The organism is Streptomyces sp. NPDC096193 (assembly GCF_040302905.1).
Classification (GTDB): Bacteria; Actinomycetota; Actinomycetes; order Streptomycetales; family Streptomycetaceae; genus Streptomyces.
Window position 1 is genome coordinate 408,104 of the sequence record NZ_JBEOSJ010000004.1, and the last position, 25,800, is coordinate 433,903.

24 protein-coding genes and 2 pseudogenes are annotated in these 25,800 nt (G+C 71.3%); 8 read left to right on the forward strand and 18 right to left on the reverse strand.

Going from position 1 to position 25,800, the window contains the following annotated elements:
- Positions 1-32: 32 nt before the first annotated feature.
- The 7 genes from ABTX78_RS09635 to ABTX78_RS09665 form a co-directional block, all read right to left on the reverse strand.
- Positions 33-2,078 (reverse strand): CocE/NonD family hydrolase, encoded by a 2,046-nt coding sequence (locus tag ABTX78_RS09635; protein WP_352206226.1) that lies wholly within the window; start codon positions 2,076-2,078, stop codon positions 33-35.
- A gap of 52 nt (positions 2,079-2,130) precedes the next feature.
- Positions 2,131-3,438 (reverse strand): ATP-grasp domain-containing protein, encoded by a 1,308-nt coding sequence (locus ABTX78_RS09640; RefSeq protein WP_352206227.1) that lies wholly within the window; start codon positions 3,436-3,438, stop codon positions 2,131-2,133.
- A gap of 114 nt (positions 3,439-3,552) precedes the next feature.
- Entirely contained in the window at positions 3,553-4,869 is a 1,317-nt protein-coding gene (locus ABTX78_RS09645; RefSeq protein ID WP_502993820.1) for a phytase, read from the reverse strand.
- 264 nt (positions 4,870-5,133) lie between these two features.
- Positions 5,134-5,538: an ATP-binding protein gene (locus ABTX78_RS09650; RefSeq protein WP_352206228.1), complete on the reverse strand. Its 405-nt coding sequence runs from the start codon at positions 5,536-5,538 to the stop codon at positions 5,134-5,136.
- A gap of 186 nt (positions 5,539-5,724) precedes the next feature.
- Positions 5,725-6,651 carry an ATP-grasp ribosomal peptide maturase gene (tgmB, locus tag ABTX78_RS09655; protein ID WP_352206229.1) on the reverse strand — a complete coding sequence of 309 codons (927 nt, stop codon included), beginning with the start codon at positions 6,649-6,651 and terminating at the stop codon, positions 5,725-5,727.
- A 13-nt stretch (positions 6,652-6,664) separates the two neighbouring features.
- Positions 6,665-6,856 carry a putative ATP-grasp-modified RiPP gene (gene tgmA / locus ABTX78_RS09660; RefSeq protein WP_313942532.1) on the reverse strand — a complete coding sequence of 64 codons (192 nt, stop codon included), beginning with the start codon at positions 6,854-6,856 and terminating at the stop codon, positions 6,665-6,667.
- 473 nt (positions 6,857-7,329) lie between these two features.
- Entirely contained in the window at positions 7,330-7,683 is a 354-nt protein-coding gene (locus ABTX78_RS09665) for a nuclear transport factor 2 family protein (RefSeq protein WP_352206302.1), read from the reverse strand.
- A 387-nt stretch (positions 7,684-8,070) separates the two neighbouring features.
- Between ABTX78_RS09665 and ABTX78_RS09670 the strand changes: the two are divergent.
- Positions 8,071-10,524 (forward strand): annotated as a pseudogene (locus ABTX78_RS09670) (excinuclease ABC subunit UvrA).
- A 66-nt stretch (positions 10,525-10,590) separates the two neighbouring features.
- Here ABTX78_RS09670 and ABTX78_RS09675 read toward each other — a convergent pair.
- The 3 genes from ABTX78_RS09675 to ABTX78_RS09685 all read right to left on the reverse strand — a co-directional run bounded on the left by ABTX78_RS09675 (position 10,591) and on the right by ABTX78_RS09685 (position 13,162).
- Positions 10,591-11,061, reverse strand: coding sequence for a hypothetical protein (locus ABTX78_RS09675; protein WP_352206230.1), 471 nt, complete (start codon positions 11,059-11,061; stop codon positions 10,591-10,593).
- A 111-nt stretch (positions 11,062-11,172) separates the two neighbouring features.
- A complete protein-coding gene (locus ABTX78_RS09680) occupies positions 11,173-12,060 on the reverse strand; it encodes a SigB/SigF/SigG family RNA polymerase sigma factor (RefSeq protein WP_352206231.1) in 888 nt (295 codons plus the stop codon).
- Positions 12,061-12,175: 115 nt separating this feature from the next.
- Positions 12,176-13,162 (reverse strand): aldo/keto reductase, encoded by a 987-nt coding sequence (locus ABTX78_RS09685; RefSeq protein ID WP_352206232.1) that lies wholly within the window; start codon positions 13,160-13,162, stop codon positions 12,176-12,178.
- A gap of 245 nt (positions 13,163-13,407) precedes the next feature.
- Here ABTX78_RS09685 and ABTX78_RS09690 point away from each other — a divergent pair, with 245 nt between their 5' ends.
- Positions 13,408-14,145 carry an SAM-dependent methyltransferase gene (locus tag ABTX78_RS09690; RefSeq protein ID WP_352206303.1) on the forward strand — a complete coding sequence of 246 codons (738 nt, stop codon included), beginning with the start codon at positions 13,408-13,410 and terminating at the stop codon, positions 14,143-14,145.
- A gap of 13 nt (positions 14,146-14,158) precedes the next feature.
- On the opposite strand, the gene ABTX78_RS09695 is transcribed toward ABTX78_RS09690, so the two are convergent.
- Complete coding sequence (locus tag ABTX78_RS09695; protein ID WP_352206233.1) at positions 14,159-16,441, reverse strand: FUSC family protein; 2,283 nt, start codon at positions 16,439-16,441, stop codon at positions 14,159-14,161.
- A gap of 198 nt (positions 16,442-16,639) precedes the next feature.
- Between ABTX78_RS09695 and ABTX78_RS09700 the strand changes: the two genes are divergently transcribed.
- From ABTX78_RS09700 to ABTX78_RS09710, 3 genes and pseudogenes are all read left to right on the forward strand, one after another.
- Positions 16,640-17,542 carry a DMT family transporter gene (locus tag ABTX78_RS09700; RefSeq protein ID WP_352206304.1) on the forward strand — a complete coding sequence of 301 codons (903 nt, stop codon included), beginning with the start codon at positions 16,640-16,642 and terminating at the stop codon, positions 17,540-17,542.
- Positions 17,543-17,765: 223 nt separating this feature from the next.
- The gene (locus ABTX78_RS09705; RefSeq protein ID WP_352206305.1) at positions 17,766-18,341 is read left to right on the forward strand and encodes an HD domain-containing protein; all 576 of its coding nucleotides are present in this window, start codon (positions 17,766-17,768) and stop codon (positions 18,339-18,341) included.
- 23 nt (positions 18,342-18,364) lie between these two features.
- Positions 18,365-19,326, forward strand: a pseudogene (locus tag ABTX78_RS09710) (GlxA family transcriptional regulator).
- A gap of 15 nt (positions 19,327-19,341) precedes the next feature.
- On the opposite strand, the gene nthA reads toward ABTX78_RS09710, so the two are convergent.
- The 4 genes from nthA to ABTX78_RS09730 form a co-directional block, all read right to left on the reverse strand.
- Positions 19,342-19,929, reverse strand: coding sequence for a nitrile hydratase subunit alpha (gene nthA, locus ABTX78_RS09715; protein ID WP_352206234.1), 588 nt, complete (start codon positions 19,927-19,929; stop codon positions 19,342-19,344).
- Entirely contained in the window at positions 19,926-20,213 is a 288-nt protein-coding gene (locus ABTX78_RS09720; RefSeq protein ID WP_352206235.1) for an SH3-like domain-containing protein, read from the reverse strand. The genes nthA and ABTX78_RS09720 overlap by 4 nt, the downstream gene beginning before the upstream one ends.
- A complete protein-coding gene (locus ABTX78_RS09725) occupies positions 20,206-20,487 on the reverse strand; it encodes a hypothetical protein (RefSeq protein WP_352206236.1) in 282 nt (93 codons plus the stop codon). Before ABTX78_RS09725 ends, ABTX78_RS09720 begins: the two co-directional genes overlap by 8 nt.
- A gap of 207 nt (positions 20,488-20,694) precedes the next feature.
- Positions 20,695-21,114 (reverse strand): CBS domain-containing protein, encoded by a 420-nt coding sequence (locus ABTX78_RS09730; protein WP_352206237.1) that lies wholly within the window; start codon positions 21,112-21,114, stop codon positions 20,695-20,697.
- A gap of 232 nt (positions 21,115-21,346) precedes the next feature.
- On the opposite strand from ABTX78_RS09730, the gene ABTX78_RS09735 reads away from it, so the two are divergent.
- Genes ABTX78_RS09735 through ABTX78_RS09745 form a run of 3 tightly spaced genes read left to right on the forward strand, consistent with a single transcriptional unit; the run spans position 21,347 to position 23,379 of the window.
- Positions 21,347-21,673: a plasmid stabilization protein gene (locus ABTX78_RS09735; protein ID WP_352206238.1), complete on the forward strand. Its 327-nt coding sequence runs from the start codon at positions 21,347-21,349 to the stop codon at positions 21,671-21,673.
- A 43-nt stretch (positions 21,674-21,716) separates the two neighbouring features.
- Positions 21,717-22,730: a non-homologous end-joining DNA ligase gene (gene ligD, locus ABTX78_RS09740; protein ID WP_352206239.1), complete on the forward strand. Its 1,014-nt coding sequence runs from the start codon at positions 21,717-21,719 to the stop codon at positions 22,728-22,730.
- A gap of 28 nt (positions 22,731-22,758) precedes the next feature.
- Positions 22,759-23,379 (forward strand): DNA polymerase ligase N-terminal domain-containing protein, encoded by a 621-nt coding sequence (locus ABTX78_RS09745; RefSeq protein WP_352206240.1) that lies wholly within the window; start codon positions 22,759-22,761, stop codon positions 23,377-23,379.
- Positions 23,380-23,401: 22 nt separating this feature from the next.
- Here the strand turns inward: ABTX78_RS09745 and ABTX78_RS09750 are convergent, their stop codons facing one another.
- The 3 genes from ABTX78_RS09750 to ABTX78_RS09760 form a co-directional block, all read right to left on the reverse strand.
- Complete coding sequence (locus ABTX78_RS09750; RefSeq protein ID WP_352206241.1) at positions 23,402-24,409, reverse strand: alpha/beta fold hydrolase; 1,008 nt, start codon at positions 24,407-24,409, stop codon at positions 23,402-23,404.
- 218 nt (positions 24,410-24,627) lie between these two features.
- Positions 24,628-25,122, reverse strand: a complete 495-nt coding sequence (locus ABTX78_RS09755) for an HIT family protein (RefSeq protein WP_352206242.1) — start codon at positions 25,120-25,122, stop codon at positions 24,628-24,630.
- 118 nt (positions 25,123-25,240) lie between these two features.
- The gene (locus ABTX78_RS09760; RefSeq protein WP_352206243.1) at positions 25,241-25,627 is read right to left on the reverse strand and encodes a hypothetical protein; all 387 of its coding nucleotides are present in this window, start codon (positions 25,625-25,627) and stop codon (positions 25,241-25,243) included.
- Positions 25,628-25,800: the final 173 nt, after the last annotated feature.

A 25,800-nucleotide genomic window follows, 5' to 3' on the forward strand; every position in this document is an offset into this window, starting at 1 on the left:
AACCACGCATCGGGCAACCTCCCGCACGCCCGCTACAGCAGATCGCGTGGCACGCTCTCGTTCCACGTGCGCGAGAACACCCGTGTGTCGCCCTCGTATCCGTCCAGGGTGGCGTGGACGTGGAAGTCGGTCTCGTCGGATGAGAGACGCGTATGCGTGACGACCCGCACATCCCAGTCGTCCCGGCGGAAGCGCATGGTCCAGGTCGTCTCGCCGCCGACCGAGGTGAAGTCGTCGGCGACGGCCGTGTAGCGCTCGTGGGCGCGGCAGCCGACATCGAGGCCGATGTCCTCGATGCGGACCATGCCCCGGTCCTTCACGATCTCCAGTTCCGCGCGGTAGTCGACCAGGTCGCGCTTGACCTCCCAGCGTTGCTCCGGGGGTGTGAGCCGGGTCGACGCGACGGGCGGGGTCCCCTCGGGCTCGCCGAAGGGGCTACGCGGCATCTCGTCGGGCTCTTCCGTCGGGCGCACCGGCAGCGTCAGCGTGCTGGAGCCTTCGTACACGCTCAGCAGGGCCGGCTTCGGCGGAGGCCAGGCGAGTGGCCAGTACGAGGTGGACAGGGACAGCCGGACACGGTGACCCGGAGGGAACGCCTGCGCCACCCCGTTGAGGTGGACGGTGGCCCGGTAGCGGCGGCCCGGTACCAACTCCTCGGGGGACTCGGTGCTGTCCCGGCGGGTGAGGTTCAGCAGGCCGTAGGAGACACGGGTGGCGCGGCCGTCGGGGCTCACGTCGGACAGCCGTGCCGCCACCATCGCGACGGGCTCGCTGACCGAGAGGTCCAGTTCGACGGTCGGCGACCCGAGGATCTCCAGGGGTTCGGTCAGCGGATCGCTGTCGAACACGAGGGAGCCGCCGTCCTCCTCGCGCTGGTCGTACGGCAGGTCCGGCGGTGCGTTGTAGGAGGCCCACTTGCCCGCGAACTGCCCCACCGACAGCGGCGACTGGACGGTCATCGGCTCCGCCTCGCCGTCCGCGGGCACGTCCCCGGCGGCAGTGCCGGGCGGCTCGATCCGGTGCCGGGTGAGCGGGTGGGCGACCGGCTCGATGTGCGGGGAGGGCCAGCCGGGTTCGCCGACCCAGCGGCCCGGCCGCTCCTCGTACGACGTGGACGGCGGCACGCTCTCCTGCATCCAGGTCTGCAGCATGGGTCCGTCCATGACGCCGTTGTCGGCGCCCTTGAGCCAGTGGTCCCACCAGCGCACGACCTCCTGGAGGTAGCCGATGGCGGGGCCCGGCTCGCCCAGGTGCGGGAACTTGTGCGACCACGGGCCGATCAGGCCCTTGCGGGGGACGTCGAGGTTGCCCAGCAGCCGCGTGACGGCGTTGGAGTAGCCGTCGGCCCAGCCGCTGGAGGCGAGCACCGGGCACTGGATCGCCTCGTAGTCCTCGCACACCGAAGCGTGCCGCCAGTAGTCGTCGCGGCGCTGGTGGCGCAGCCATTCGAGGACCCAGGGCCGGGTGTGTTCGAGGCGTTCGTGCCACATGTCCCGCCAGCGGTCACCGACCACCGCCGGGTCCGGGGGGCAGGTTCCGTAGGCGAACATCGTGCCCGCCTCGGCGAGATTGTCGGAGAGCAGCGCTCCGCCCATGTAGTGCATGTCGTCGGAGTGCCGGTCGTCGGTGAACGACGCGATGACGATGGCCCGCAGGCTGGGTGGCCGGCGCGCGGCGACCTGGAGCGCCGCGAAGGCTCCCCAGGAGATCCCCATCATGCCGGTGTTGCCGTCGCACCACGGCTGCTGCGCCAGCCACGCGAGGATGTCCTCGGCGTCGGTCTGCTCCACTTCCAGGTACTCGTCCCTGAGCACCCCTTCGGAGTCGCCGGTGCCGCGCAGATCGACGCGTACACACGCGTATCCGTGTCCCGCGATGTACGGATGGTGCATCGAGTCGCGGACGGCGGTGAGGTCCCGCTTGCGGTAGGGGATGTATTCGAGCACCGCGGGCACCGGTTCGCTGTCCGACGACGTGGGCCGCCAGATGCGCGCCGAGAGCTCGACGCCGTCGGACACGGGGATGACGACGTGCTCTTCTTCCTTTGTGGCGTACGGCAGTTGGGTCACGTGACGCATGTGGCCGTGGTGCTCCTTTCCTCGCTGCTCGCCCCCTGGGTGGCCGGCCGGTTCAGGCGTTCTTCTCGTCCCGGCCGCCCGGCGTGGTCTCGTCGAAGGTGAGGCCCAGCGCCGCCACACAGCGGTCGTACTTGTCCCGCAGGTCCTGCTCGTCGTCGCCGCCGGTGAAGATGTGGGCCAGCTCGTAGCTGTAGCTGTCCTGGCCGGACATCTCCGACAGCCGCTCGCCATCCGCGGGCACGACGTCGACACGTATGCCCGGGATCTCCCGTTCGATGCGCCGCAGGTCCTCGGGCGTCGGCACGTCGTGCACGACCCCGTCGGCGAACCAGCGGTGGTACCACTTGGCGGCCATCGCGTATTCGCCCTCCCGGTGCGGTATCCGGGGATCCTCGCCGAGGGCGAGTCGGACCATGGAGTGATGGTTGGGCACGCCGTCGACGTACTGGAAGAGCTCCGCGTGCGACTGGGAGTGGCGCGGATTGATCTCCAGGAGGCTGATGTCCGAGGTCTGCGGATCGTAGAAGTACTCCACGCTGAAGGTCGCCGACGCGAAGCCGATCTGCCGCATCACCCGCTCGGTGACCTCGTGCAGCTGCCTGATCACCGGTTCGGGGAGAGCGGAGGGGTACTGGTGGCGCAGGAAGCAGGAGGAGCCGGGGTAGTTGATCGAGTCGAGGACGCCGTAGACGGTGACCTCGCCCTCGTGGACGTATCCCTCCACCGCAACCTGGACGCCGGACATCTCCTCCTCGGCCAGGCACACCTCGCCGCCGACACCGTCCATCTCGGGAGGGAGGTCGAGCCGGTCGAGGATGTACTCGAAGGGGCGGCCGACGCGGGATATGCCCTCGCGGATCTCGGCGACGGCCGCCCGGAACTCCTCCTCGTTCTTGACGCCGAAGGCGAGTTCCGAGGAGTACGCGAGCGCGGGCTTGAGCCACATCGGGAAGCGCACGCCCTCGGGCGGCCGCGGGTCCTCGGCCTGGAGGTCGACCCGCCCGAACCGCGGGTGCCTGTCGGTCACCTTCTGCTGTTCGAGCCTGCTCCAGTACTTGTGCTCGCACTTGACGACCGATTCGAGTCCGGTGGTCCGGGTGCCGTACCTCTCGCCGAGGATCGGCACGAGGGTGCTGACCGGAAAGTCCCAGTAGCCGACGATCGCGTCGATGCTCCCGTCGAAGGCGTCGAGCACCGACTGCGCCTTCTCCAGGAGCGCCGCCACCGAGACTTCGCCGCCCTGGAGCTCCTCGACGGTCAGCAGGGGGTGGAAGCGCAGCGACGCTGCGTCCGGTATGGCGTGCAGCGTGGGCAGGTTGGCCTCGTCCAGGCCGAGTACGAAGACATTCTTCTCGGACACGCGTCCTCCGTCCGTGCGGTGTTCGGAGATGTCGCGGTACCCGCTCGCGCCTGCGTCACACGTGGCCCGCACCGGGCGATGTCGCCCGGTGCGGGTCCGGAGGCATCCCTGCCGTCACATGTCGGTGGCGTCCACCACCGCGCCGAGGTCGACGAACTTGAAGCCCGTCGTCTCCCGCTCGCCGCCTTCACCGTCCGGTACGGCGGGCGTCTCCTGGCCGTCCTGGACCACGAGGAGGCCGCGGGGGTACCGCCGGCCGAGCGGCTCGTTCATCACGGCCGCGCCGTCGCACACCTCGCTGCCGTCGAGCGTGGCGGAGGCGGCGCCGACGCGGAAGCCGCCCTCGTACTCGTTGCGCTCGGAGATCTCCCGGTCGTAGAGCGCGAAGGTGTTGTCGCCCTGGCTGGACGCCACGAGGTAGCCGTCACCGTCACGCTCCTGGAACAGCGTGAGCCCTTCCACGTCGGCCGACAGGTGCTTGCCTCCGTACCCCGGATCGGCGCCGGGTGCGCACTCCTCGGTCTCCTCGTCGTACACACCGGGGACGCCGAACTCCCGCACCTTGTCGACCAGTACGGGCTTGCCGGACAGATCGGCCGGCATCCGCCAGATGCCGATGTCCTCCTGGCCCGCGTAGAGGACGCCGGCCGCGGGGTCGACGACCATGCCCTCCACCTGGGGCAGTTCGCCGGGCTCGCCGCACGGGGTCCACGTCGTGCCGTCGGGCAGGCGGTGGGACGCGGGAAGCTCGATCGTGCGGATCTTCCGGTAGCCGATGGTGCCCGCGGCCGTCGGGCGGAGCTCCAGCAGGGCGACGGCGGTTTCGCTCCGCCGGCTGACCAGGGCGTACGAACGGCCGGTGCGCCGGTCGGTCCAGGTGGCCAGACCGTAGGCGGTCCGCTGGTCGTCGACCTCGGATTCGCTCGCCGAGAACACGGGCGCGGCGGCCGGGTCGGTGACATCCACCAGCGGGTGGCCCGGGCGGGAGGGGTCGATGCGGTAGATGCGCAGCCGGTCACGGCCCCGGTCGGTCACGACGGCGACGTCGGCGCGGCCGGTGGCGGTGCGCAGCCCGGAGAGGAGGTCGACGTTGTTGAACCGGCCGGGCGCGGCGCCGTCCGAGGGCGGGGCGGGCGCGGCGATCGACTGGACCTGTTCGGCCTTGAGGTCGTAGACCCGCAGGCCGCCCTCCTTCGCCGTGGCGACCACCAGACTGCGGTCGGGCTGGGCGTCGTTGCGCCAGATCGCCGGGTCGTCGGCGTTGGCGTTGCCGCCCGCTTCGTCGTCGTGGAGAGGCACGGTCTCGGCGGAGGGGGTGACGGTCGGCAGGGCGGACGGGACCGCCTGCGCGGAGGACGGGACGAGGAGCGCCAACAGCGCGGTGCCGAGGGCGGCGCCGGCCGTCGTGCGGGGAGAACGGTTCAGTCTCACGGGCGCTTCCTTAAATGTCGGGGACATGCCGATGGTCCGTCAGGAGCCTCCGGCGAAGCGGCGACGTGGGGCAGTCATCGAGATGACAGCGCTGTGTTCGAACCGTGAACTCGGGCCGTGGGCGCGGGTGTCGGGACGGCACGGGCGGGCGTCACCAAACCCGTCCCGCACCCCCTGAGCACGTTGGCGACGACGGTTGAACATCACCATGAGCGCTTGCGCGTGACAGCGAGTGACGGCAGCCGGACCGGGGGCGGTCGGCCGTCAGGCCGCAGGCGTTTCCGGCAGTGGCACCAGGACGCTGATGGTCTTGCCGCCGGAGCGGGGAATGACGGCGATGTCCCGGGCGAGGCGGCGGATCAGTGGCCAGCCGTAGCCGCCCACTCGCACCGTCCCCTCGGCGTTCGTCGGGGTGATCACGGTGGGTGGAGCCTCACTGCGGTCACTGACAGTGACGTGCAGCCCTCTTTCGGTCAGGTCGGCCTGGAAGGCGGACAGGCCGCCGCCGTGCCGTATCGCATTGGTCACCAGCTCGGTGGTGACCAGCAGCGCGTCCGCGAGTACGACCTCGTCGGCCACGCCCTGCCGAACGCGCCGGAACCAGTCGCCCATCAGTCTCTGGACCTCGTCCCGTGCCTCGGCAGCCGTCGTCGGAACCGATCGCGGCACGACGTCTCCACGCTCCCTGCCGGCTGTCACCTCGTCAGCGGTCACAGGCGTACCCTGCCCTTTCGCATCCCCCGTTGTTGTGCGTACACCTCACCTGCCCGACCTGCGGGTCCTTACACGGCACAGTTCGTCCGCCGGTGTGCGCCGGACCGATCCGCGCATGGCCGCGCCCGGTTCCGGGCGGCGTCACCCCTCGGTGCTCAGCCAGGCGGCGACCGCCGCGGCGATGGGCTGTTCGGTCTGGAGTTCGATGAAGCCGAACTGGCCGCCCTGATTGCACTCCAGGAACCACCACGTCCCGTCACCGTCCTCGGCGAAGTCGAAGGCACCGTAGGCGAGGCCGGCCATCTCCTTGTACATGGCAACGGCCCGTGCGACGCGAGGCGGCACGTCGACGGGCTTCCAGTCGTGACCGCTCTCGCCGTACCGGCCGTCGACCTGCCCCGGCTCGGCGACCTTGCGGGCGGCGAACAGTTCGTTGCCGACGCTGGTCAGCCGGATGTCCGCGGCCTTGGCGATGTAGCGCTGAAACAGCGTGGGCCCCGCGGCCACCCCGGAGAAGTCCGCGTCCGGCGGCACGAGGGTCGTGGGCAGCGCCATCGGCGGATCGGCCGGCGGCTTGCCCGACACGGCCTTCACCACGACGTGTCGGTACTGCTCGGCGAACCGGCGTGCGACCTGCGGATACGTCGTGATGATCGTCGCCGGAACGGGAAAGCCGCTGCGGTGTGCCGTACGCAGCTGCCAGGGCTTGAGGCGTGCTCGCGCGGCGGCGCCGGGATGGTTCATCCAGCGCGCGGTGGTGGAGTCCAGCATCCCGTACAGCGCCTGGCCGGTCTCGGCGGACAGCCAGGGAGACGGCTCGGACGCGTGGGCAGCCGGCTCACCGGGTCTTCGGATCCAGATGGAACGCAGTCCGTCCATGCTGACGACCCGCCCACCCGTGGAGAGGTAACCGCGGAACTCGCCCCGCACGTATTCGGCGGACAGGGCTCCCTCGCCGGGAAGGTCACCCGGGTCGAACCGTACGAGCGGGACGCAGCTCTTGTGCAGCTCCGCCACCACCATGTCCGCGGTCACATCCTGCTCACAGGTCAGGATCAGTACCGTCATCGTGCGCGTCGGGTCAGTCGTCGAAGTGGGTCGCGGAGCCGGCTGTCGAGGTGGTGGTGCCGACCGCCGCGAGCAGGGCCCTGTCCATGATGGCGGGGCGCCCGTCGGGCAGGACGTTCAGCTGCAGGGCAGCGTCGTACGAGTACTGGTCGACCACCGGTGACAGCGCAGCCGGACGTGCGTAGGTCCACGCGAACGGTTTCATGCTTCTCTCCCTGGCCCGCAAAGGGCTGTCTGGGGGCCACTGCGTGGCCTCACGGTGAGCAATACGTGGAGATGGATGTATTGGTTTCATCACATACCGTCATATTCCGGATACCGCTCGCCAGACAGGACGTCGGATCGGAGCGGCCGCACAACCTGCTCACGAACAGGCCCTCGCACACGGGTCGTTGACGTCCCCCTGACATAAGTAGAGACGCCTGAAGGAGTCATTCCGTGCACCGCAGGGGTGCGTGACCTCCGTCACTGCCGTCTCAAACGCCACAACAGTCACAGCTTCATCACTGTTCACGCAGGTAGTGGCGGCGGCCGACACACCCGCCCGCGCGAAAAACCTCCGCCACACCGCGCGGCGGCGTGGAAACGAATCACCCCGTTCGACGCAAGGGTGAAGGCAAGAGATGAAGACACCCGACACAGGGCGCGTACCTCAGGAGGACGGGATCATGCGAATGATCATGTACTTCGTTCGTTCGCCCCCCGCCGACCGAGGGCGGGAACAACCGTGGCCTGGTGGTAGTACATCCGCCATGTCCCGTCATGTCCCGTGCGCCACAGGGAACTCCGGCGCGCCCGCTCCCCCCGCATGGTGGTCTCGTAGGTGAGGTGCACCACCCCGGGCGCCGGCACCGCGCCCATGAGGTCCGAGAACTCGTACCGGGGGCCGTGCTCGGCCGCTCCGTCCATCTCCGGCAGCGCGGCGAGCAACTCCTCGTAACTCCACCGCCGCCCCGATACGCCCACCTCCACGAAGTCCGGGTCGAGCAACTGCCCGGCCAGGTCCCGTGCGGAGCGCACCGTCGGGTCCATCAGCCGCAGCTCACCCGCGATCGCCTCGCGCACGCCGTCGTCCCACTGGTCCGATGCGTCGTGCTCGTCCGTCGCGTCCGGCTTCTTCACCTCGTCGGTCATGCAGGCATCTTCGTCCGGGTGCCCACTGCCCGGGCAACCGGATTTCAGCGAGGTCGCAGGTCGCCCCCGGCGTGCAGTCCCCCTACGGCACCTACGGCGTCGTCCCGGGCATCGGTCCGTCCAGGTCGATCGCCGCCACGCACAGGCACGCTCCCCGCCTGCGAAGCAAGGGACGCGAGGGCACACTGGTCGAGGAGGCACAGCGCGGCCGCGACCGGCCGGAGGCCGCGCGGCTGCCGCCCGACAGCGGTGCGCACCACCCGTCCCCGATGCCTTCGGAGAACCATGAGCAGTTCGGCCCACGACCCGTACGTACGGGTGCGTGGCGCCCGCGAGCACAATCTGCGCCACATCGACGTGGACATCCCGCGGGACGTGCTTGCCGTCTTCACCGGAGTCTCCGGTTCGGGCAAGTCCTCGCTCGCCTTCGGCACGATCTACGCGGAGGCGCAGCGGCGCTACTTCGAGTCCGTCGCGCCCTACGCCCGTCGGCTGATCCACCAGGTGGGCGCGCCCGCGGTGGACGACATCCTCGGACTGCCGCCGGCCGTCGCCCTCGAACAGCGGCGGGGTTCGGCCACCTCCCGCTCCTATGTCGGCACCGTGACCACCTTGTCGAACACCCTGCGGATGCTCTTCTCGCGGGCGGGCACCTATCCCCCGGGCGCCGAACCGGTGGACTCCGACGCCTTCTCCCCCAACACCGCGGCCGGCGCGTGCCCGGTCTGCCACGGCTTGGGCAGGGTGCACCACACCACCGAGGAGCTGATGGTCCCCGACCCGTCGCTGAGCATCCGAGAGGGCGCTGTCGCCGCCTGGCCGGGGGCCTGGCACGGCAAGAACCTGCGGGATGTGACCCGGACCCTCGGCCACGACATCGACCGTCCGTGGCGCGAACTCCCCCAGCAGGACGGGGACTGGATCCTGTTCACCGACGAGCAACCGGTGGTGACCGTGCACCCGGTGCGGGAGGCGGGCGCCCTACCAGGGCACGTTCCAGAGCGCCCGGCGCTATGTGATGCACACCTTCGCCGACTCCAAGAGCCAGGCGCTGCGCGCCCGTGCCGAACGGTTCCTGGAGAGCTCGCCCTGTCCGGCCTGCGGCGGCAGCCGGCTGCGGCCGGAGTCACTGGCCGTCACCTTCGCCGGCCGCACCATCGCGCAGCTCAACGCCATGTCGCTCACCGCTCTCGCCGAGGTGCTGCGGCCTTCCGCCCGAGGCGAGGTGGCGGATCGCCACGACGCTCTCCGCCGACCTGGTCGCCCGGATCGAGGTGATCACCGAGCTGGGGCTCGGCTATCTGAGCCTGGACCGTACGACGCCGACGCTCTCCCCCGGCGAGTTGCAACGGCTGCGCCTGGCAACGCAGTTGCGGTCCGGACTGTTCGGCGTGGTGTACGTCCTGGACGAGCCGTCGGCAGGCCTGCATCCCGCGGACACCGAGGCGCTGCTGACCGTGCTGGTGCGGCTGCGGGAGGCGGGGAACTCGGTGTACGTCGTCGAGCACGACATGGACGTGGTCCGCAGGGCCGACTGGATCGTCGACGTCGGGCCGCACGCCGGTGAACTCGGTGGCCGGGTCCTGCACAGCGGACCGGTGGAGGCGCTGGCATCCGTCACCGAGTCGGTGACCCGCCGGTTCCTGTTCGACGGGGAGCCGGACCGCGAGGCGGAGCGGGCTCCGCGCGAGCCGTCCGCCTGGCTTCATCTGCGGGGCATCACCCGGCACAACCTGCGCGATCTGGACGTGGACCTGCCGCTCGGGGTCTTCACCGCGGTCACGGGCGTGTCGGGGTCGGGAAAGTCGACGCTGATCGGTCAGGTGCTCGCGGGCGTGCTCACCCAGCACCTGGGCGCGGACCCGGCCGCCCGGGGCGGCACCGACACCGACGAGGGCGAGGGCGTCGGATCGCTCGGCCATGACGCCGGCGCGGGAGTGGGCGTCGAGGCCAAGGGCATGGACGTCGTGGACCGCCTCGTGCAGGTGGACCAGAAGCCGATCGGCCGTACACCACGCTCCAACCTGGCCACGTACACAGGTCTGTTCGACGCGGTGCGGAAGGTCTTCGCGGCCACGGACGATGCCCGGCAGCGGGGTTACCGGGCCGGGCGGTTCTCGTTCAACGTCGCCGGAGGCCGGTGCGAGACCTGCCAGGGCGAAGGATTCGTGGCTGTGGAGCTGCTGTTCCTGCCCGGTACGTACACGCCCTGCCCGACCTGTCACGGCGCCCGCTACAACGAGAAGACGCTGCGGGTCCGTTACCGGGGACGGAGCGTCGCCGACGTACTCGGCATGACGGTGGACACGGCCGCGGAGTTCTTCGCGGACGTCGCTCCGGCGGCGCGGAGCCTGCGCACGCTGAAGGAGGTGGGCCTCGGATATCTGCGGCTCGGTCAGCCCGCCACCGAGCTGTCGGGCGGCGAGGCACAGCGCATCAAGCTGGCGTCGGGGCTCCAGCGCAGTCGCCGTGGCCACACGGTGTACCTGCTGGACGAGCCCACGACGGGACTGCACCCGGCCGATGTGGAGCTGTTGATGCGCCAGTTGCACGGACTCGTGGACGCGGGTCACTCGGTGTGCGTGGTCGAGCACGAGATGGGGTGGTCGCCGGAGCGGACTGGGTGCTGGACCTGGGCCCGGGTGGTGGAGACGCGGGGCCGCGGGCCGCCCGGCGGAGGTGGCGCGGACACCCGGGAGCCGGACGGCGGAGTACCTGGCGAGGCGACTGGCAGGGTGAGTGCGGTACGCGGGACTGACGACTCGCCAATGGACCGGGCGCCTGCGCCGGGCAGTGGCCACCCCGTCAGGAACGGGCCCATTTCCGCTCCTCGGACCGGCGTCCGATCCCCGAGAGCATGCGCCGCACACCGGCCCCGTGCCCTCCCGTCCCGATGACGAGAAGCCGGTAGACACCCCCGCCCGGACCGGGAAAGTTCGCACGGCTCTCGGCACGCAACTGCGTCCGGCCGGGGCCCATCTCGTCGAGACGGAAGATCAGCGCGTACGAAGAGAAGCGATGCCGCCCCTGGAGGACCAGCTCCTGCCCGGGGACCGCGGCGACCACCCGGAACCCGGGAAGCACCGATCCTTCGGCGAGCGGGCGTGGCCCGGACGCGGAGCGGTCGTCACAGCGGACGAGCCGCGCGTAACCGGCCGCGCCCGCACGCGAGAACGACCGGTCCAGCGTGTCGAGGAGACCGCGCCAGACGTCGTCCGCGCCCGCCTCGACGACCGTCGCGTGCTCGTCGAGGTACGGCAGCGAAGCGATCTGCATCCAAGGCCTCCCTGAGGTCCGGTTCGCGAACCCTCCGGTGGCCACCGGATCGGCCCTCTCTCAAGCGTCGCACCTCGGCCCGCGTCCCAGGTGCCCGGTCCGTGCGGTCGCTCAGCGGTCCGTCAGCATGCCGGTACGGAGCTTCTTCAGCGTGCGCGTCAGCAGACGGGAGACATGCATCTGCGACACGTTCAGCTCCCGGCCGATCTCCGCCTGCGTCATCTCCTGCCCGAAACGCATCTGCAGAATGCGCTTCTCACGCTCGTCCAGCTGCTCCAGCAGAGGGGCGAGCGCATGCAGATCCTCGACCAGCTCCATGTACGGATCGTCACCGCCGAGGATGTCCGCGTACGCACGGCCGGCGCCGACCGGGGCGTCGTCGCTGTCGGCGTTGGGGGTGTCGAGGGAGCCGGCGGTGTAGCCGTTGGCGGCGACCAGGCCCTCGCGCACCTCTTCCTCGGTGAGTTCGAGCAGCTCCGCGAGCTCCTTCACCGTCGGGTCGCGGTCCAGTACGGCGGCGAGTTCGTCCTTGGCCTTCGCCAGTTCGGTGCGGAGTTCCTGGAGCCGGCGGGGCACATGGACGGCCCAGCTGGTGTCGCGGAAGAACCGCTTGATCTCGCCCACGATGTACGGAATCGCGAACGAGGTGAACTCGACCTCCCGGGACAGGTCGAACCGGTCGATCGCCTTGATGAGGCCGATCGTGCCGACCTGGATGACGTCCTCCATCTCGCCGCTGCCGCGGTTGCGGAAGCGGCGCGCGGCGAACTGCACGAGGGAGAGGTTCATCTCGATGAGCGTGTTGCGGGCGTACTGGTACTCATGGGTGCCTTCTTCCAGCACCTGGAGGCGGTCGAAGAACACCTTCGACAGGCTCTTCGCGTTCTTCGGCGCCAGCTTGCCGGCGTTCTCGACCCACGGCAGTTCCCCCACGCGCGAGGGGGACCCCGCGGAAACGCCCTCCTGCTTCGTCCCGATCCGGATGCTTTCGGACGACATGGCGCTGAGCATGATGTTCCCTCCCCTTCGGCGACGCTGCGTGGGTGCAGGTTCCCCGCTTCGTCCGCCTCACGCATCCGATTCTCCGGACCTCTCACGAGGGAGGCGGACGGAATCAGTACGCCGCGTCCAGCCTGGTGCGCTGATCGGCCGTCAGCTCCAGGTCGACAGCGGCAAGGCTCTCGTCGAGCTGCGCCACCGAGGACGCGCCGACCAACGGAACGACCGGTGTCTCCCCACCGATCAGCCAGGCGAGCACCACCTGGTTGACGGTGGCTCCGGCCTCCTGCGCCACCGCACGCAGAGCGGCCTTCCGCGCAAGCGTGCCCGCGTGGTCGAACTCGGGGCCGAGGGGCTTGTCCTCACGCACGTAGCGACCGCCCAGCAGTGGCGAGTAGGCGACCAGCGTCAGCCCGGGGTCGTGACGGACGTAGCTGAGCAGATCACCACCGGCGACGCCCTGGCTGCCGTCCGGCGACATGTCCCCCGGGCGGTCGGTACGCGGTCGCAGATAGCTGTGCTGGTACTGCAGCACCTCGTAACCGGGCAGCCCGGCCGCCGCGGCGACGGTGCGGGCCCGTTCGACCTTCCACGTCCAGTGGTTGCTGACGCCGAGCAGACCGACCGTTCCCTCGGCGACGAGGTGGGCGAACCCCTCCACGGTCTCCTCGACGGCGACCGACGGATCCTCGATGTGGGCATAGAGCAGATCCAGTTTGTCCATGCCGAGGCGTTCCCTGCTGCGCTCGGCGGACTCCCGGATCATCGTGGCCGAGAGCCCCTCCGCGTTGTCGAGGTAGCCGGTGCCGGGGGCCAGGGGGCGGGCACCGAGTTTGGTGGCGATGGTGATCTCGTTCCCGATGCCTCGGCTGCGGCGCCACCGGCCGAGGAGTTTCTCGCTCTCTCCGCCCTGACCGCCGGTGAACCAGTACGCGTAGTTGTCGGACGTGTCGATGAACGTGCCGCCGGCCTCGGCATAGCGGTCGAGAATGGCGAACGCCGTCGGTTCGTCGGTCGCAGTCCCGAACAGCATCGCTCCCAGACTGAGCACGCTGACCTCCCGGCGGTGGTCCGGGTTCTGGCCGATGGTGCGGTAGCGCATGACAGGTCCTCCCCGTATCGCCCCGGCCGGGCGGCCGAGGCATGTGCCGGAGTCTGGGTGTTGGAGCGCTCACGAAGTCAAGGCACCGGCCGCCGACGGAATTTGCCATGGCTCCCTTCCGACTGCCGGGCGAACCCGCCACCGCCCGGCCCGATGTCCCGCTGGAGCGAACCCGCCACGGCCCGGCGTCCGTACGAGTCGGATATCCACGTGCGCCGAACGCGCTGCCCTGGCACGCTGCGCCGGTGAACCGTGAACTGATCTCCCGAATCGCCCATGCGGGCCACCCCATCGCCGCGCCGCTCGACGACGACGCTGTAGGCGGCCTGCTCGACCATGCCCTCCCACGGGGCGACGAACGCGTCCTGGATCTCGGTTGCGGAGGCGGTGAGTGGCTGCTGCGTGCCCTGGCCGGCCGTCCCCAGGTGCGTGCCGAGGGTGTCGACCTCGCCGAGAGCGCTCTGCTCCACGCCCGCGAGGCCGCACAGGGACAGGGAGTCGAGGATCGTCTGGTCCTGCACCGGCAGGACGCTGCGGACTTCACGTCGCCGCACGCCTTCGACCTCGTGATCAGTGTCGGCGCGACGCATGCCTTCGGCGGCCTGCTCGCCACCCTCGCGGCCGCTCGCAAGCACCTGGCCCCCGGCGGGCGCGTCCTGGTCGGTGACGGGATATGGGAGCGCGAGCCCTCCGAGGAAGCCGTCGAGATGCTCGGTGACTTCGCCGATCTGGCGACCACGATGGACCGGGTGACCGCCGAGGGATGGACGCCGGTTCACGGGCATGTCAGCACGCGCCGGGAGCTGGACGACTACGAATGGTCGTGGACGGGCTCGCTGGCGTCGTGGGCGCTGGAGCGGCCCACCGATCCCGACAGCGCGGAGGCCCTGCGCGTGGCCGCGACCCACCGGGAGGAGTGGTTGCGGGTCTACCGCGACACCATGGGCTTCGTCTCGCTGGTGCTGCGCCCGACGTCCGGCTGAGACGGGCGCGGCGTCAGTCCGCCCGGGCGGCCACCGACCTCTCGATGTGGGCGAGTTCGGCGGCAAGGATCCTCAGCCAGTGCTCCAGGTCCATCAGCAGCGGGAGCGGCCGGCCGTGACGCGGGCCGAGGGACAGACCGATGGGCGGGCCGCCGGGAGGCGGCGGCCCCTCACCGGCGCAGAGCGCGGCGATCCGGGCGGTGGCGAGCTCCAGCCGGTCGGCGACCTGGCGCGCCCACGCCACGTCCTCGGGCCGGCCCGCGGCGGGAGGCGGGTCGAAGCGCGGCAGCAGCTGGACGCCGAGGAGGATGTCGTTCGCGGTGATGAGGACGGCGTGCCAGTCCGTGGCGGCGGCCGGCCGTTGCCCGGGCTCGCTCTCGAACTGGAGGTAGGCCGCCTCCGCGAGTCGCAGCCGGTGCAGCGCGGGGAGCGTCGTGGGCTGCGGTTCCGGGCCCGCCGGCAGCAGGACGCGCACGGTCGCGGGGATCAGCGGGCCCGAGGCGCGCAGCAGTTCGGCCATGTTCCTGCGCACCTCGCGCCGGGCGCCCGTGGGCCAGGCGAGGAGCCCGCACAGCAGTCCGATGACGCTGCCGGTGACCACGTCGATGAGCCGGACCTCGGCCAGCTGCCAGGAGACGTGGGCGATCTGGGCGAAGGCCGCCGACACCACCAGGGTGAACAGTGCCTGCGCCCAGGCGACTCCGAGCATCGGCCCGAGGGCGAACGCGGCGAGCATGGCGGGTGCGAGGACCACGGCGTACGCGTCCGTGTGCTGTCCGACCGCGAGGAGCAGGGCACCCGCCGCCATGGCGCCGACGAGCGTGCCGATGAGGGCCGACCGCACCGCCGACCATGTCGCCGTCGCCGTCGTGCGGCCGAGGGTGAGCACCGCGAGCAGCACCCAGAAGCCGTGGGTGAGATCGAGGGAGCCGGCCACCAGCCGGGCGGCTCCCAGCCCGACGGCGATCCGCACGGCGTTCTGGAACTGGACCGAGCGCAATGTGGTGTTGCCGGCGATGCGCCGCCACCAGAGGCGGGCGGACGTGAGACCGGCGTACCAGAACAGTTCCTGCGGCTGGACGCCCGGAGTGCGCCTGCCGTCGAGACCGATACGGACGGACGTCTCGAGGATCCGGGCGGACTCGGCGATCGAGAGAACCGCGGCCTGCCGGCGCAGTACCCGCAGGGGCGGCGCGGCTTCGGACGAACCGGTCGTCTGCGCCGTCCGTACCGCCTGGAACTCGTCGATCGCGGCGCCGAGCCCCATCGTCCCGTACGCAGGCATCGGCTGTCCGCCCCGCAGCGCGGTCGCGGCGGCGGCGCAGAGGGCCGCGACTCGGTCGAGCATCGCGGCGGAGGCAGGGTCCACCGAAGCGGGGGCGCCCCGCAGCCGCGCCAGTTGTACGAGGAGTCTGCGGGCGGCGGCGCCGGCCTGTGCGAGGGCGCGGTCCCTGCGTCCTGCGCCGGCCGGCCGTTCGGCGGTCGGCAGCCGGGAAAGCCGCAGCCGCCCGCCGAAGTCCCGCAGCCGCTCGGCCGAGATGTCGTCCGTGACGGACGGGTGCGCGGCGGGCGAGGTGTCGTCGGCGACAGAGGGGTGCGCGGCGGGCGAGGTGTCGTCGGCGACAGAGGGGTGCGCGCCCGGTCTGCCGTCCGGGACAGGCAACCGCTGGGCCACAGTCTCGCCGTCGGTCCGCAACCGCCCGGCCGGAGTCTTTCCCCCGGTCTGCTGCCGCTCCGCCGGTGTTTCGGTGGTGGCCGCGGCGCGGCCGGCGAGTGCCACAGCACCGGCCAGGAGCTCCCGGTAGGAGACGGTGGCCGGCTCGGGCAGCAGCAGGACCTCGCAGGCCGCGAGCAGCAGCACACCGAGGGTCAGGCCCGCCAGCCGCTCGCCCAGGGCCCCCGGCGCGTACGGCGGGAAGCAGGCGAGAATGTAGAACAGCTGGAGTCCGGGCGCGGCTGCGGCCGGGAGGGGTCCTCCGACGGCCGCGAAGGCCAGGACGAAGCCGACGACCAGCATGCCGGCGACCGCCGCCCAGGTTTCCACGGCGAGGACGGTGCCCAAGGTGACGAGCACCAGGCCGACAGGCAGGGCCCGCAGGATCACGCCGGCCCGGACCCGTCCGGACCCGGGGATCGGCGAGAGCATGCCGAGCGCCACGGGGGCGAACAGCGCGTACAGCGCGACCGCGGGCCGGTCCACCGCGTAGACGAACGGGTAGAACCCGGCGCAGGACGCCACGCTCACCCGGACGGCGCGGTGCACGATCGTCGTACGGTCCGCCCTCGGCACGCGCATGGGCACGTTCCTCTCAGCCGCGGCACCGCCGGTGGGCGCCACGCACGGACCGAGGGGCACCCCGGTCCCATTGTCGGCTCGTGATCAACGGTCCGCAGCCCGGGCGCGTTCGGATCGCGCAGGGGGCCGCATCGAGGCGACCATGGCAGGAGACCACCGGCGGGGCGCGCCTCGCCCGTCCTCTGGAGGCCCGCCACGCTGCACAGCCTGCTCCCGGTCGTCTTCGCGCTCTGCGCGGCGTTCAGCAACGCCGTCGCCACCGTCCTTCAGCGCAAGGCGGCGCTCACGGTGCCGCGGTCGGAGGGTTTCCGCGCCGGGCTGATGCTGGATCTGCTGCGGCGTCCCGTCTGGCTGGCCGGGATCCTCGCGGTGATCGCCGCCGGAGTCTGCCAGGCGCTGGCTCTGGCGACCGGGCCGCTCACGATCGTGCAGCCGCTGTTCATCCTCGAACTCCCGCTCACGCTCGTCGTCGCCTCCCTTCTGATGCACCGGCATCTGCCACGCACGGGCTGGCTGGCCGTGGCGGTCGTCGTGGGCGGTCTGGTGGTCGCGCTGGCCTCCGCGGCCCCGACCGGCAACCGCACCCATGTGGCGCTGGACCGCTGGGTTCCCGCGCTGGCCGTGTGCCTGGGGGCGGTCGTCGTCCTCGCCCTGGCGGGCCTCAAACGTCCCGAGGGCCGCGCGCGTGCGGCCTGTCTGGGCGGGGCCACAGCGATCAGCTACGCCCTGACGGCGGCGCTGATGAAGGCGTCGACGCACATTCTCGACGACCAGGGGATCACGGCGTTCCTCACCGCGTGGCAGACCTACGGCTTCGCCGCGACCGGCGTCTGCGCGCTCTTCTTGCTGGAGAACGCGATGCAGGCAGGCCCGCTGGTGGCGTCCCAGCCTGCGCTCACCCTCGGGGACGCGGCCGTCAGCCTGGCGCTCGGCATCACCCTGTACGAGGAGGAGATCCGTTCCGGCTGGTGGCTGCTGCCCCAGCTCTGCGGTGTCGCCCTGATCGCCGCGGGTGTCCTCGCCCTGTCCCGGATTCCCCTCACGCGCTCCGTGGTGGCCCCGGGCGACTCGGAGCCGGAGAAGGCCGCGGAGGCCCCCTGAGCCACGTCGCCCCGCGGTGCGCCCGGCGTGCGGAAGGCGTGTCCGTATCTGTGGGTTGTCCGGCCTCACAGCCATGGCGGCGCGGACAGCGGACGTCGAAGCTGGAGTCGTCGGACCGACCGGCACCCGGATGACGAAAGGTCTGTGACAGCGATGACGACCACCTCCCGGGCCCGCCGGAGTGTGCGTTCCGGACACCCGGCTCGCCCGCGAGGCGACCGAACTGGTGCGCGACACGACCGACGATCTGATCCACGACCACTCCCGCCGCGTGTACTTCTTCGCCGCCCTTCAGGGCCGTAACCGTGGCCTGTCCTACGATCCGGAGCTGCTGTACGTCGGAGCGATGTTCCACGACCTGGGCCTGGGCGAGCGTTTCCGGACCAGTGGGCGGCGTTTCGAGGTGGACGGCGCGGACGAGGCACGGCGCTTCCTGGCGGCCCGGCAGGTGCCGGAGGACAGCATCCGGCGGGTGTGGACGGCGATCGCCCTGCACACCACCCCGGGGATTCCCGCGTTCATGGAGCCCGAGGTGGCGCTGGTGACGGCGGGCATCGAGTACGACGTCGTCGGCATCGGTTACGGGGACCTCTCGGATGCCGACCGCGCGGCCGTCGTCGCACTTCATCCGCGCCCCGACTTCAAGCGGCGCATCCTGGCGGCGTTCACGGAGGGGATCCGGCAGAAGCCGGAGACGACGTTCGGCAACGTCAAGGCCGATGTGCTCGAACACTGTGTGCCGGGCTTCCAGCGGGGCGATTTCGTCCGTACGATCCTCGACTCCCCGTGGCCCGAGTGACCGGCGGCCCGGCACCCCATGTCGTGGCGGTGGTGGCGTTCGACGAGGTGCAGTTGCTCGATGTGACCGGTCCGGCCGAGGTGTTCACCACGGCCAACGCCTACGGCGCGCGCCACGACGTCCGGATCGTCTCCACCACCGGTGCCGATGTCCGGACGTCGTCCGGGGTGCGGGTGGGGGTGGACGGCGGGCCGGAGAGCCTGCCACGACGGGTCGGCACGGTGGTGGTACCCGGCCGGAAGGACTGGCGCCGCGCCGTCGCGGACCGGGATCTCGTCGCGTTCGCCGGCGAGCTCACGGACCGCTCGAAGCGGGTCGCGTCCGTGTGCGCGGGCGCGTTCGTCCTGGCGGAGAGCGGAGTGCTCGACGGCCGGCGTACAGCGACCCATTGGCAGCTCGCCGGGAGCTGGCCACGGCGTACCCCGAGGTGCGGGTGGAGGCCGATCCCGTGTTCGTCCGGGACGGCAACGTGGTCACCTCGGCGGGTGTCACCGCGGGCATCGACCTCGCGCTGGCGCTGGTCGAGGAGGATCACGGACCGGATGTGGCCCGGGACGTCGCCCGCGAGCTCGTGGTGTTCATGGCCAGGCCGGGCGGACAGCCCCAGTTCAGCGCGCGCCTCACACCGCGCGAATCCGGACACCCCGTGGTGCGCCGGGTGATGGACGTCGTGGGGGCCGACCCCGGCGCACCGTACGCTCTCGACGCGCTGGCCCGCGATGCGGGCGTCAGCGCACGGCACCTGACCAGGCTCTTCCGCAGCGAGATCGGGATGACGCCGGGTCAATTTCTGGAGTCGGTACGTCTGGAGGCCGCCCAGGCGCTGCTGGAGGCGGGCAGCGACCCGGTCGAGGAGGTCGCCGGCCGGTCGGGCTTCGGGTCGGCGGAGACCATGCGGCGTGTCTTCCAGCAGACGCTCGGTGTCTCCCCGACGGTCTACCGCGCCCGGTTCCGTACGACGGCTGTCACGGCGCCCCGCGACTAGGAGCGGTGCGCCCGGTCAGATGGCTGCGGTGCCGATCAACGCGTTGCGGGACACCAGGGCCGCCAGCTCCTCCTCCGAGAGCCCGTCGGTGTTCTGCGGCCGCTGTGGCAGGACCATGTACCGCGTCTCCGACGTCGAGTCCCACACCGTGATCCGGATCTCCGGGGGCAGGTGGAGGCCGAACTCCGCCAGTACGGACCGGGGTTCACGGACCACCCTGGACCGGTAGGCCTCGCTCTTGTACCAGCTCGGGGACGGCCCGAGCAGCCGGATCGGGTAGCAGGAGCAGAGGGTGCAGACGATGACGTTGTGCGTGTCGGCGGTGTTCTCGACGACACGCAGGCGCTGCGGTTGCACTCCCCCGGCCGCGAACCCCAGCTCCGCGACGGCAGAGGTGCCGTCGTCGAGCAGCCGGGCGCGGAAGGCCGGATCGGTCCAGGCGCGGGCCGTCACCCGGGCCCCGTTGGCCGGTGACGCCTCGCTCATGAAGGCGTCGATGACCTCGTCCAAGGCGGCGCCCGCGATCACGCCGCGCTCCTCGAGCAGGGTTTCCAGGCGGCGTACGCGACGGGAGAGGGCCGCGTCCGCGTGGGTTCCGGTCACGGGCGATCGTCCTCCAGATAGCTCTCGGACAGGTCGAGCACGACGTGGTGGTCGCCTGTGCCCCACAGCTCGCGCGCGGCGAAGCGCACGGCGTAGACCTGCTCGACCGGGGCGTCGTCACGGCCCTGGGAGCGGATGTCGGCCAGCGGGGACCGGCCCTCGGGCTCGACCACGGTGCCCAGCTTGCCGCGGGCGTAGCGCGGGAGCCGCGTGTGGTGCGGCGGGTCGTGGTGGACCGTCCTCACCCGAGCGCCGGGCCTGAAGCGATCCACCGTGTCAGTCATCGAGCTCACCGGCCTCGATGACGTCCTTCGCCTCCAGGAGGGCGACGATGGCGTGGAACCAGCGCTCGTAGTACGAGGCTGCCAAGTAGTCGGACGGCGGCATGGATTCGACGGCGTCACGGAACTCGTCGAGGTTGAAGACGTTGCCGGCGACCAGGGCGCGGTTCAGTGCGAAAACGCGGGCTTCCCAGTCCGCGTGGAAGGGCTCGGTGTCGTCGGTGGTGTCGATGGGGCCGAAGCCCTCCATACCACCGACGTCGTTGATCCTGGCCATGGCACCAGCCTAAAGGCTGTCCCGTGGCCCGGGACACGGCCGGTCACGGAGTCGGGCCGAGCCCGACGGGCGCGTGGCACCTGTCCCACCGGCCGGTTCCGCGGGCTGTCGCACGCACCCCACGGTGACCGCGACCTGCCCCGCACCGTGACCGGTCGCCGCCGTCCGGCCCGGCCCGCCGGCCGTTCGGCGGAGTGGACCCGCCGGTCAGTCGTTCGGCGGAGTGGAGCTGATGTCCCCGAGCACCGATGTGGGGTCGCGCTCGATGGCCAGGTCTCCCAGGGCGATGATGCCCACGGGCTTTCCGCCGTCGATCACGGGCAGCCGGCGCAGCGAGTGCTTGCGCATCAGCTGCACGGCGCGCAGCACGTCGTCGTCCGCGGCGACCGTGACGAGTTCGTCGCTGCAGGCTTCCTGGGCGGTCGTGTCGTCGGGGTTCCGCCCCTCGGCCATCACCCTGACCACCAGGTCCCGGTCGGTGACCAGGCCGCGCAGCCGGTCCCCGTCGGTGACGAGCACGGCGCCGATGTCCGCGTCCCGCATCCGGTGCGCGACCTCGCTGACGGCGGTGAGCGCACCGACGGTGACGGGCGGGCCGGTCATGATCTCGCGAACCTTCTGAGTCATCTCACAGTCCTCCTCCGACGGACGACCGCGTGCCCGCGGCCGCCGGTTCCGCCGCTCGGGTACCCGCCAGGACGTGCGCCACGCTCGCGGTGCACGAAGACACCAATCGGTGGAAAGTGGGTGTGTTCCCGGCCGGAATCCGGGTACCGACGGCCCGTACCGGAGCGTGGCGTTCGGCCGCACACCGGCGCAGCACGGGAATCGGACGCACAAGGAGCACAAGGAGAAAGCCATGCCGCGAGGTTCCAGCCCCAAGCGCGAGCGTCAGTACGAGCACATCAAGGAGGGTGCCGAGAAGCGCGGCGCCTCCACCGACCGTGCCAAGGAGATCGCCTCGCGCACCGTGAACAAGGAGCGCGCGCGTTCGGGCGAGGCGAAGACGGCGAGCAAGACGTCCACCCAAGACAGGAAGTCCGCCTCCCAGCGTGGCGGCGAGCGTTCGCACAGCGGCGCGCAGGGGCCGACGAAGGACCAGCTGTACGCCGAGGCGAAGAAGAAGGGCGTCGAGGGACGGTCCTCGATGACGAAGGCCCAGCTGGCCAGGGCCGTAGGCCGCTGAGTCCGCGGGCCGCGACGCGCGGCCCCGACTCCGCACACTCGTCATGAGCGGCCTCCTCGACGCGCTGCCCGCCGCTCAGCAGCGCCTGCTGAGCCCGGCCCCCTCCGGGGGCGAACTCGCGACACACCCGATGATGGCGGTGCTCAGCGACCGCCGTGTCTTCGACGACACGTGGGTCTTCGAGCGCAAACTCGACGGCGTCCGGGCGCTGACCGTCCGCGCCCCCGACGGGACGCGGCTGCTGTCGCGTACGGGCCGCGCCATGAACAACAGCTATCCCGAGCTGGTGGAGGCGCTGGCCACGCAGTCGTGCGAGGACTTCACGGTGGACGGCGAGATCGTCGCGTTCTCCCACGGCCGCACCGACTTCAGCAGGCTCCAGCAGCGGATGCAGCTGACCGACCCGCGCAAGGCGCGCGCGAGCGGGGTCGCGGTGACCTACTACCTCTTCGACCTGCTCACGCTGGACGGGAAGGATCTCCGGCGTCTGCCGCTGCGGACACGCAAGTCGCTGCTGCGGCGTGCGCTGCACTTCGCTCCTCCCGTGCGCTTCACACCGCACCGCAACCAGGGCGGGCAGCGCGAGCTCGACGAGGCGTGCGCTCGGGGCTGGGAAGGCCTCATCGCCAAGCGGGCCGAGGGGTCCTACCTGCCGCGGCGTTCACCCGACTGGCTGAAGCTCAAATGTGCTCGGGCGCAGGAGTTCGTCATCGGCGGCTTCACCGAACCCGCGGGCAGCCGGGTCGGCTTCGGCGCGCTGCTGATCGGCTACTACGCGGACGGGGAACTGAGGTACGCGGGGAAGGTGGGCACCGGCTACGACCAGGCTGCGCTCCGCCGGCTGCGCGAAATGCTGGACGCCCTGGAGCGGCGGCAGTCCCCCTTCGCCGGAGTGGTCCGTGAGCGAGGTGTGCACTGGGTGGAACCGCGGCTCGTCGCGCAGGTCGGGTTCACCGAGTGGACGCGTGACGGCATGCTGCGACACCCCCGGTTCCTCGGGCTGCTCGACGACAAGGGGCCGGCCGACGTGGTCAGGGAAGAACCGGCGGCTGGCTGACACGGCCCGCACAGAAGGGCGGCTCACCATGGCCGGGAAGGATGAACTGTCGGAGTACCGCAGGAAGCGGGACTTCGACAGGACCCGAGAGCCCCAGGGCGGTGCCCCGTCGTCCGGACCCGACCCCCGGTTCGTCGTGCAGTTGCATGACGCGCGCAACGTGCACTTCGACTTCCGGTTGGAGGTCGACGGCGTCCTGAAGTCCTGGGCGATTCCCAAGGGGCCTTCGCACGATCCGCACGACAAGCGCCTCGCGATGCCGACCGAGGACCATCCGCTGGACTACCGGGACTTCGAGGGCGTCATCCCCGAGGGACAGTACGGCGGCGGCACGGTGATCATCTGGGACGAGGGCACGTACCGTCCAAAGGGGAGTCCCGAGGAGTTCAAGAAAGCACTGGAGAAGGGCCATGCCTCGTTCTGGCTCGACGGCCGCAAACTGCGCGGCGGGTACGCGCTCACGCGGTTCCGGGGCGGGGACGGCGACGACGACCGCGAGGCATGGATGCTGGTGAAGCGGAACGACTCCCATGCCTCCGACCAGGACGCCCCCGACCCCCACCGGGCGCGATCGGCCCGCAGCGGCCGCACACTCGGGCAGATCGCCGCCGACCCGGACGCCGACCGCTGGGAGAGCAACCGGTCCTGACGCTCGCAGGGCGCGGGCCGCGTCAGGCGTCGCGGCGCACCGTCGTCAGCCAGTCCACCAGCAAACGGTTGACCTCGTCCGCCCGTTCCTGCTGGATCCAGTGGCCGCAGCCTTCGATGATGTGCGACGAGACCAGGCCCGGCAGTGTCGCCGGGAAGGCCTTGATGGCGTCCGCCAGCCAGGCGATGGAGGCGTCGCGTTCGCCGCCGATGAACAGCGAGGGCTGGGTGAGCGGCGCGCCGTCCCAGGCGGCCAGGTCCTCCCAGTCCCGGTCGATGTTGCGGTACCGGTTGAGCCCTCCGGTCAGGCCGGACCGCTCGAACTCCTCGGCGTAGACGTCGAGATCGGTCTCGGTGAGCCAGGGCGGCCGGACGTCACCGGTGAAGCGGTCGCGCAGGCGCGCCCCCGGCGGGACGAAGAACAGACTGCCGTCACCGCCCGCCGGTGCGGTGTCGCCGGAGAGCGCGGCGTAGAACCCGGCGAGCCAGCCCCGTACGTCGGGTTCGATCTCCGACTCGGCGCGGCCCGGCGCCTGGAAATAGCTCATGTAGAACTCGGCCGCCCCGCCGAACTGGGCGAAGAGTTCCGTCGGCCGCCCGCCGCCCCGCGGTGCGTACGGCACGCTGAGCAGGGCGGCGGCGGTGAAGACGTCGGGACGGAGCAAGGCCGAGTTGGAGGCGATGGGCGAGCCCCAGTCGTGGCCGACGATCGTCGCGGTCTCCTCACCGAGGGCGTGTACGACGCCGACGTTGTCGGCGACATGGGCGAGCATCCGGTACGCGTCCACGGCGCGGGGCTTCGAGGAACGTCCGTAGCCGCGGACGTCGATCGCGACGGCGCGGAACCCCCCGGCGGCCAGTGCGGGGAGCTGGTGGCGCCAGGAGTACCACGACTCGGGGAACCCGTGGACCATGAGGACGAGCGGGCCGCTGCCCTGTTCCACCAGGTGGATTCGACCGCCCGGAACGTCCACCAGGCGGTGTACGGCCTCATCGGTCGGCGGCGCGGATGTGTCGTTGGGCTGCGACATGGTTCCTCCCCGGGAACGTCTGCGTCTGTTCGGCGGCCGGCGCACCGCCGCCGCCCACGATCATGCCGGGGCGGAGGGCGGCGGGGCGACGGATGTTGCCGATCCGGCAAACGGGCCGCTGTCCTACTCGCCGGGGATGTCCCACAGTTCACGGCTGCGCGCCGCGACGGGCGCGCGATCCAAGCCAGGGCCTGGTCCGCGGACAGGCCCGACAGGAGTCACCGGGCCGGCTCGGCCATGACCGCGCGCAGGCGGTCGCAGACGTCCGCCACGTCCACCTCGCCGGGTACACGGGCGGCTGCGAACATGGCGACCTGGAGCGCAGGACCGTGGGCGTCGTGCCGGGCCATCTCGTCGGCGCGGGCGGGCTGGACCACGAAGTGGATGTGGCCGGGTACGCGGCCGGTGTGCGACCAGAGACAGACGTAGACCTGCTCGGGGCTCGTCACCGCGGTGACGGCCTCACTGGTCCGGCGCAGCAGCGGGCCCAGTTCGGCGGACTCCTCGGCGGTGAGGTCCGCGACGTGCACGACGTGCCTGAGCGGCTTGACCACCAGAGTGCCGAGGCCGAGCGGCCCCACGCAGTGTTCGACGGTCCAGAGACCGGTCCGGCTGATCGTCCCGCCCGGCAGCGGCTCGGTGCCGGCGATCAGGTCGCACGCCAGACACGAATCGCCGCTACCGCCCCCGGTGTGCTCAGCACTCGCCCGCACCGCGTTCCCCCTCCGTCAGGTCTGCTCCGCCACATTCGTGAAAGGCAACGGGCATCCCGGGCTCGCCGCACATACCGTCAGATCCTCGCAGCCCACCGCCGTCCCAGGGTCTGGGGATTCACTCCGGGCGCCTCGGCGACCTGGCCGCTGCGCAGACTGCGTCGTCATGACGCTCCCGCCCGGCCCGGCCCGCGGCTCCGTCGGCCCGGTCCGCGAGCGCGTCCACGACGTCGGCGTACGCGGCGGGCGCCGTCACCTCCATCACCAGCCGGCCGTCGTGCGACTCGGTGAAAGCGAAGGTGAAGAACGAGCAGCAGGCACTCTCCCGCCGGGCGAGGTCGCGCGCCGGTCCGTCGGCCGCGGGGTCGAGAACCAGCCGCACCGAAGCGGGCTCCGCCCGCTCGACGCGGTGCAGCGAGCGGGCGAACAGGGCGTCGAACTCCCCGAGCCGCAGCGGCTGCTCCGTCGTCGGCAGCGTGCAGGCCTCCGGCACCCACATGGTCATGTCCGCACCCTCTTCCGTGCTGCGCGCACTCCCCTTGTGCGGCGCGTCTTCTTCGACGGTAAACCCGTACCCGGGTACCGGATGCAAGACCGAGCGCGGTCGGCGACGGAGTCGCCGCCCACGTACGATGCTGAGCGGTGTGATCGCCGATGCGCCCTCCCGCTCCCTGGGGT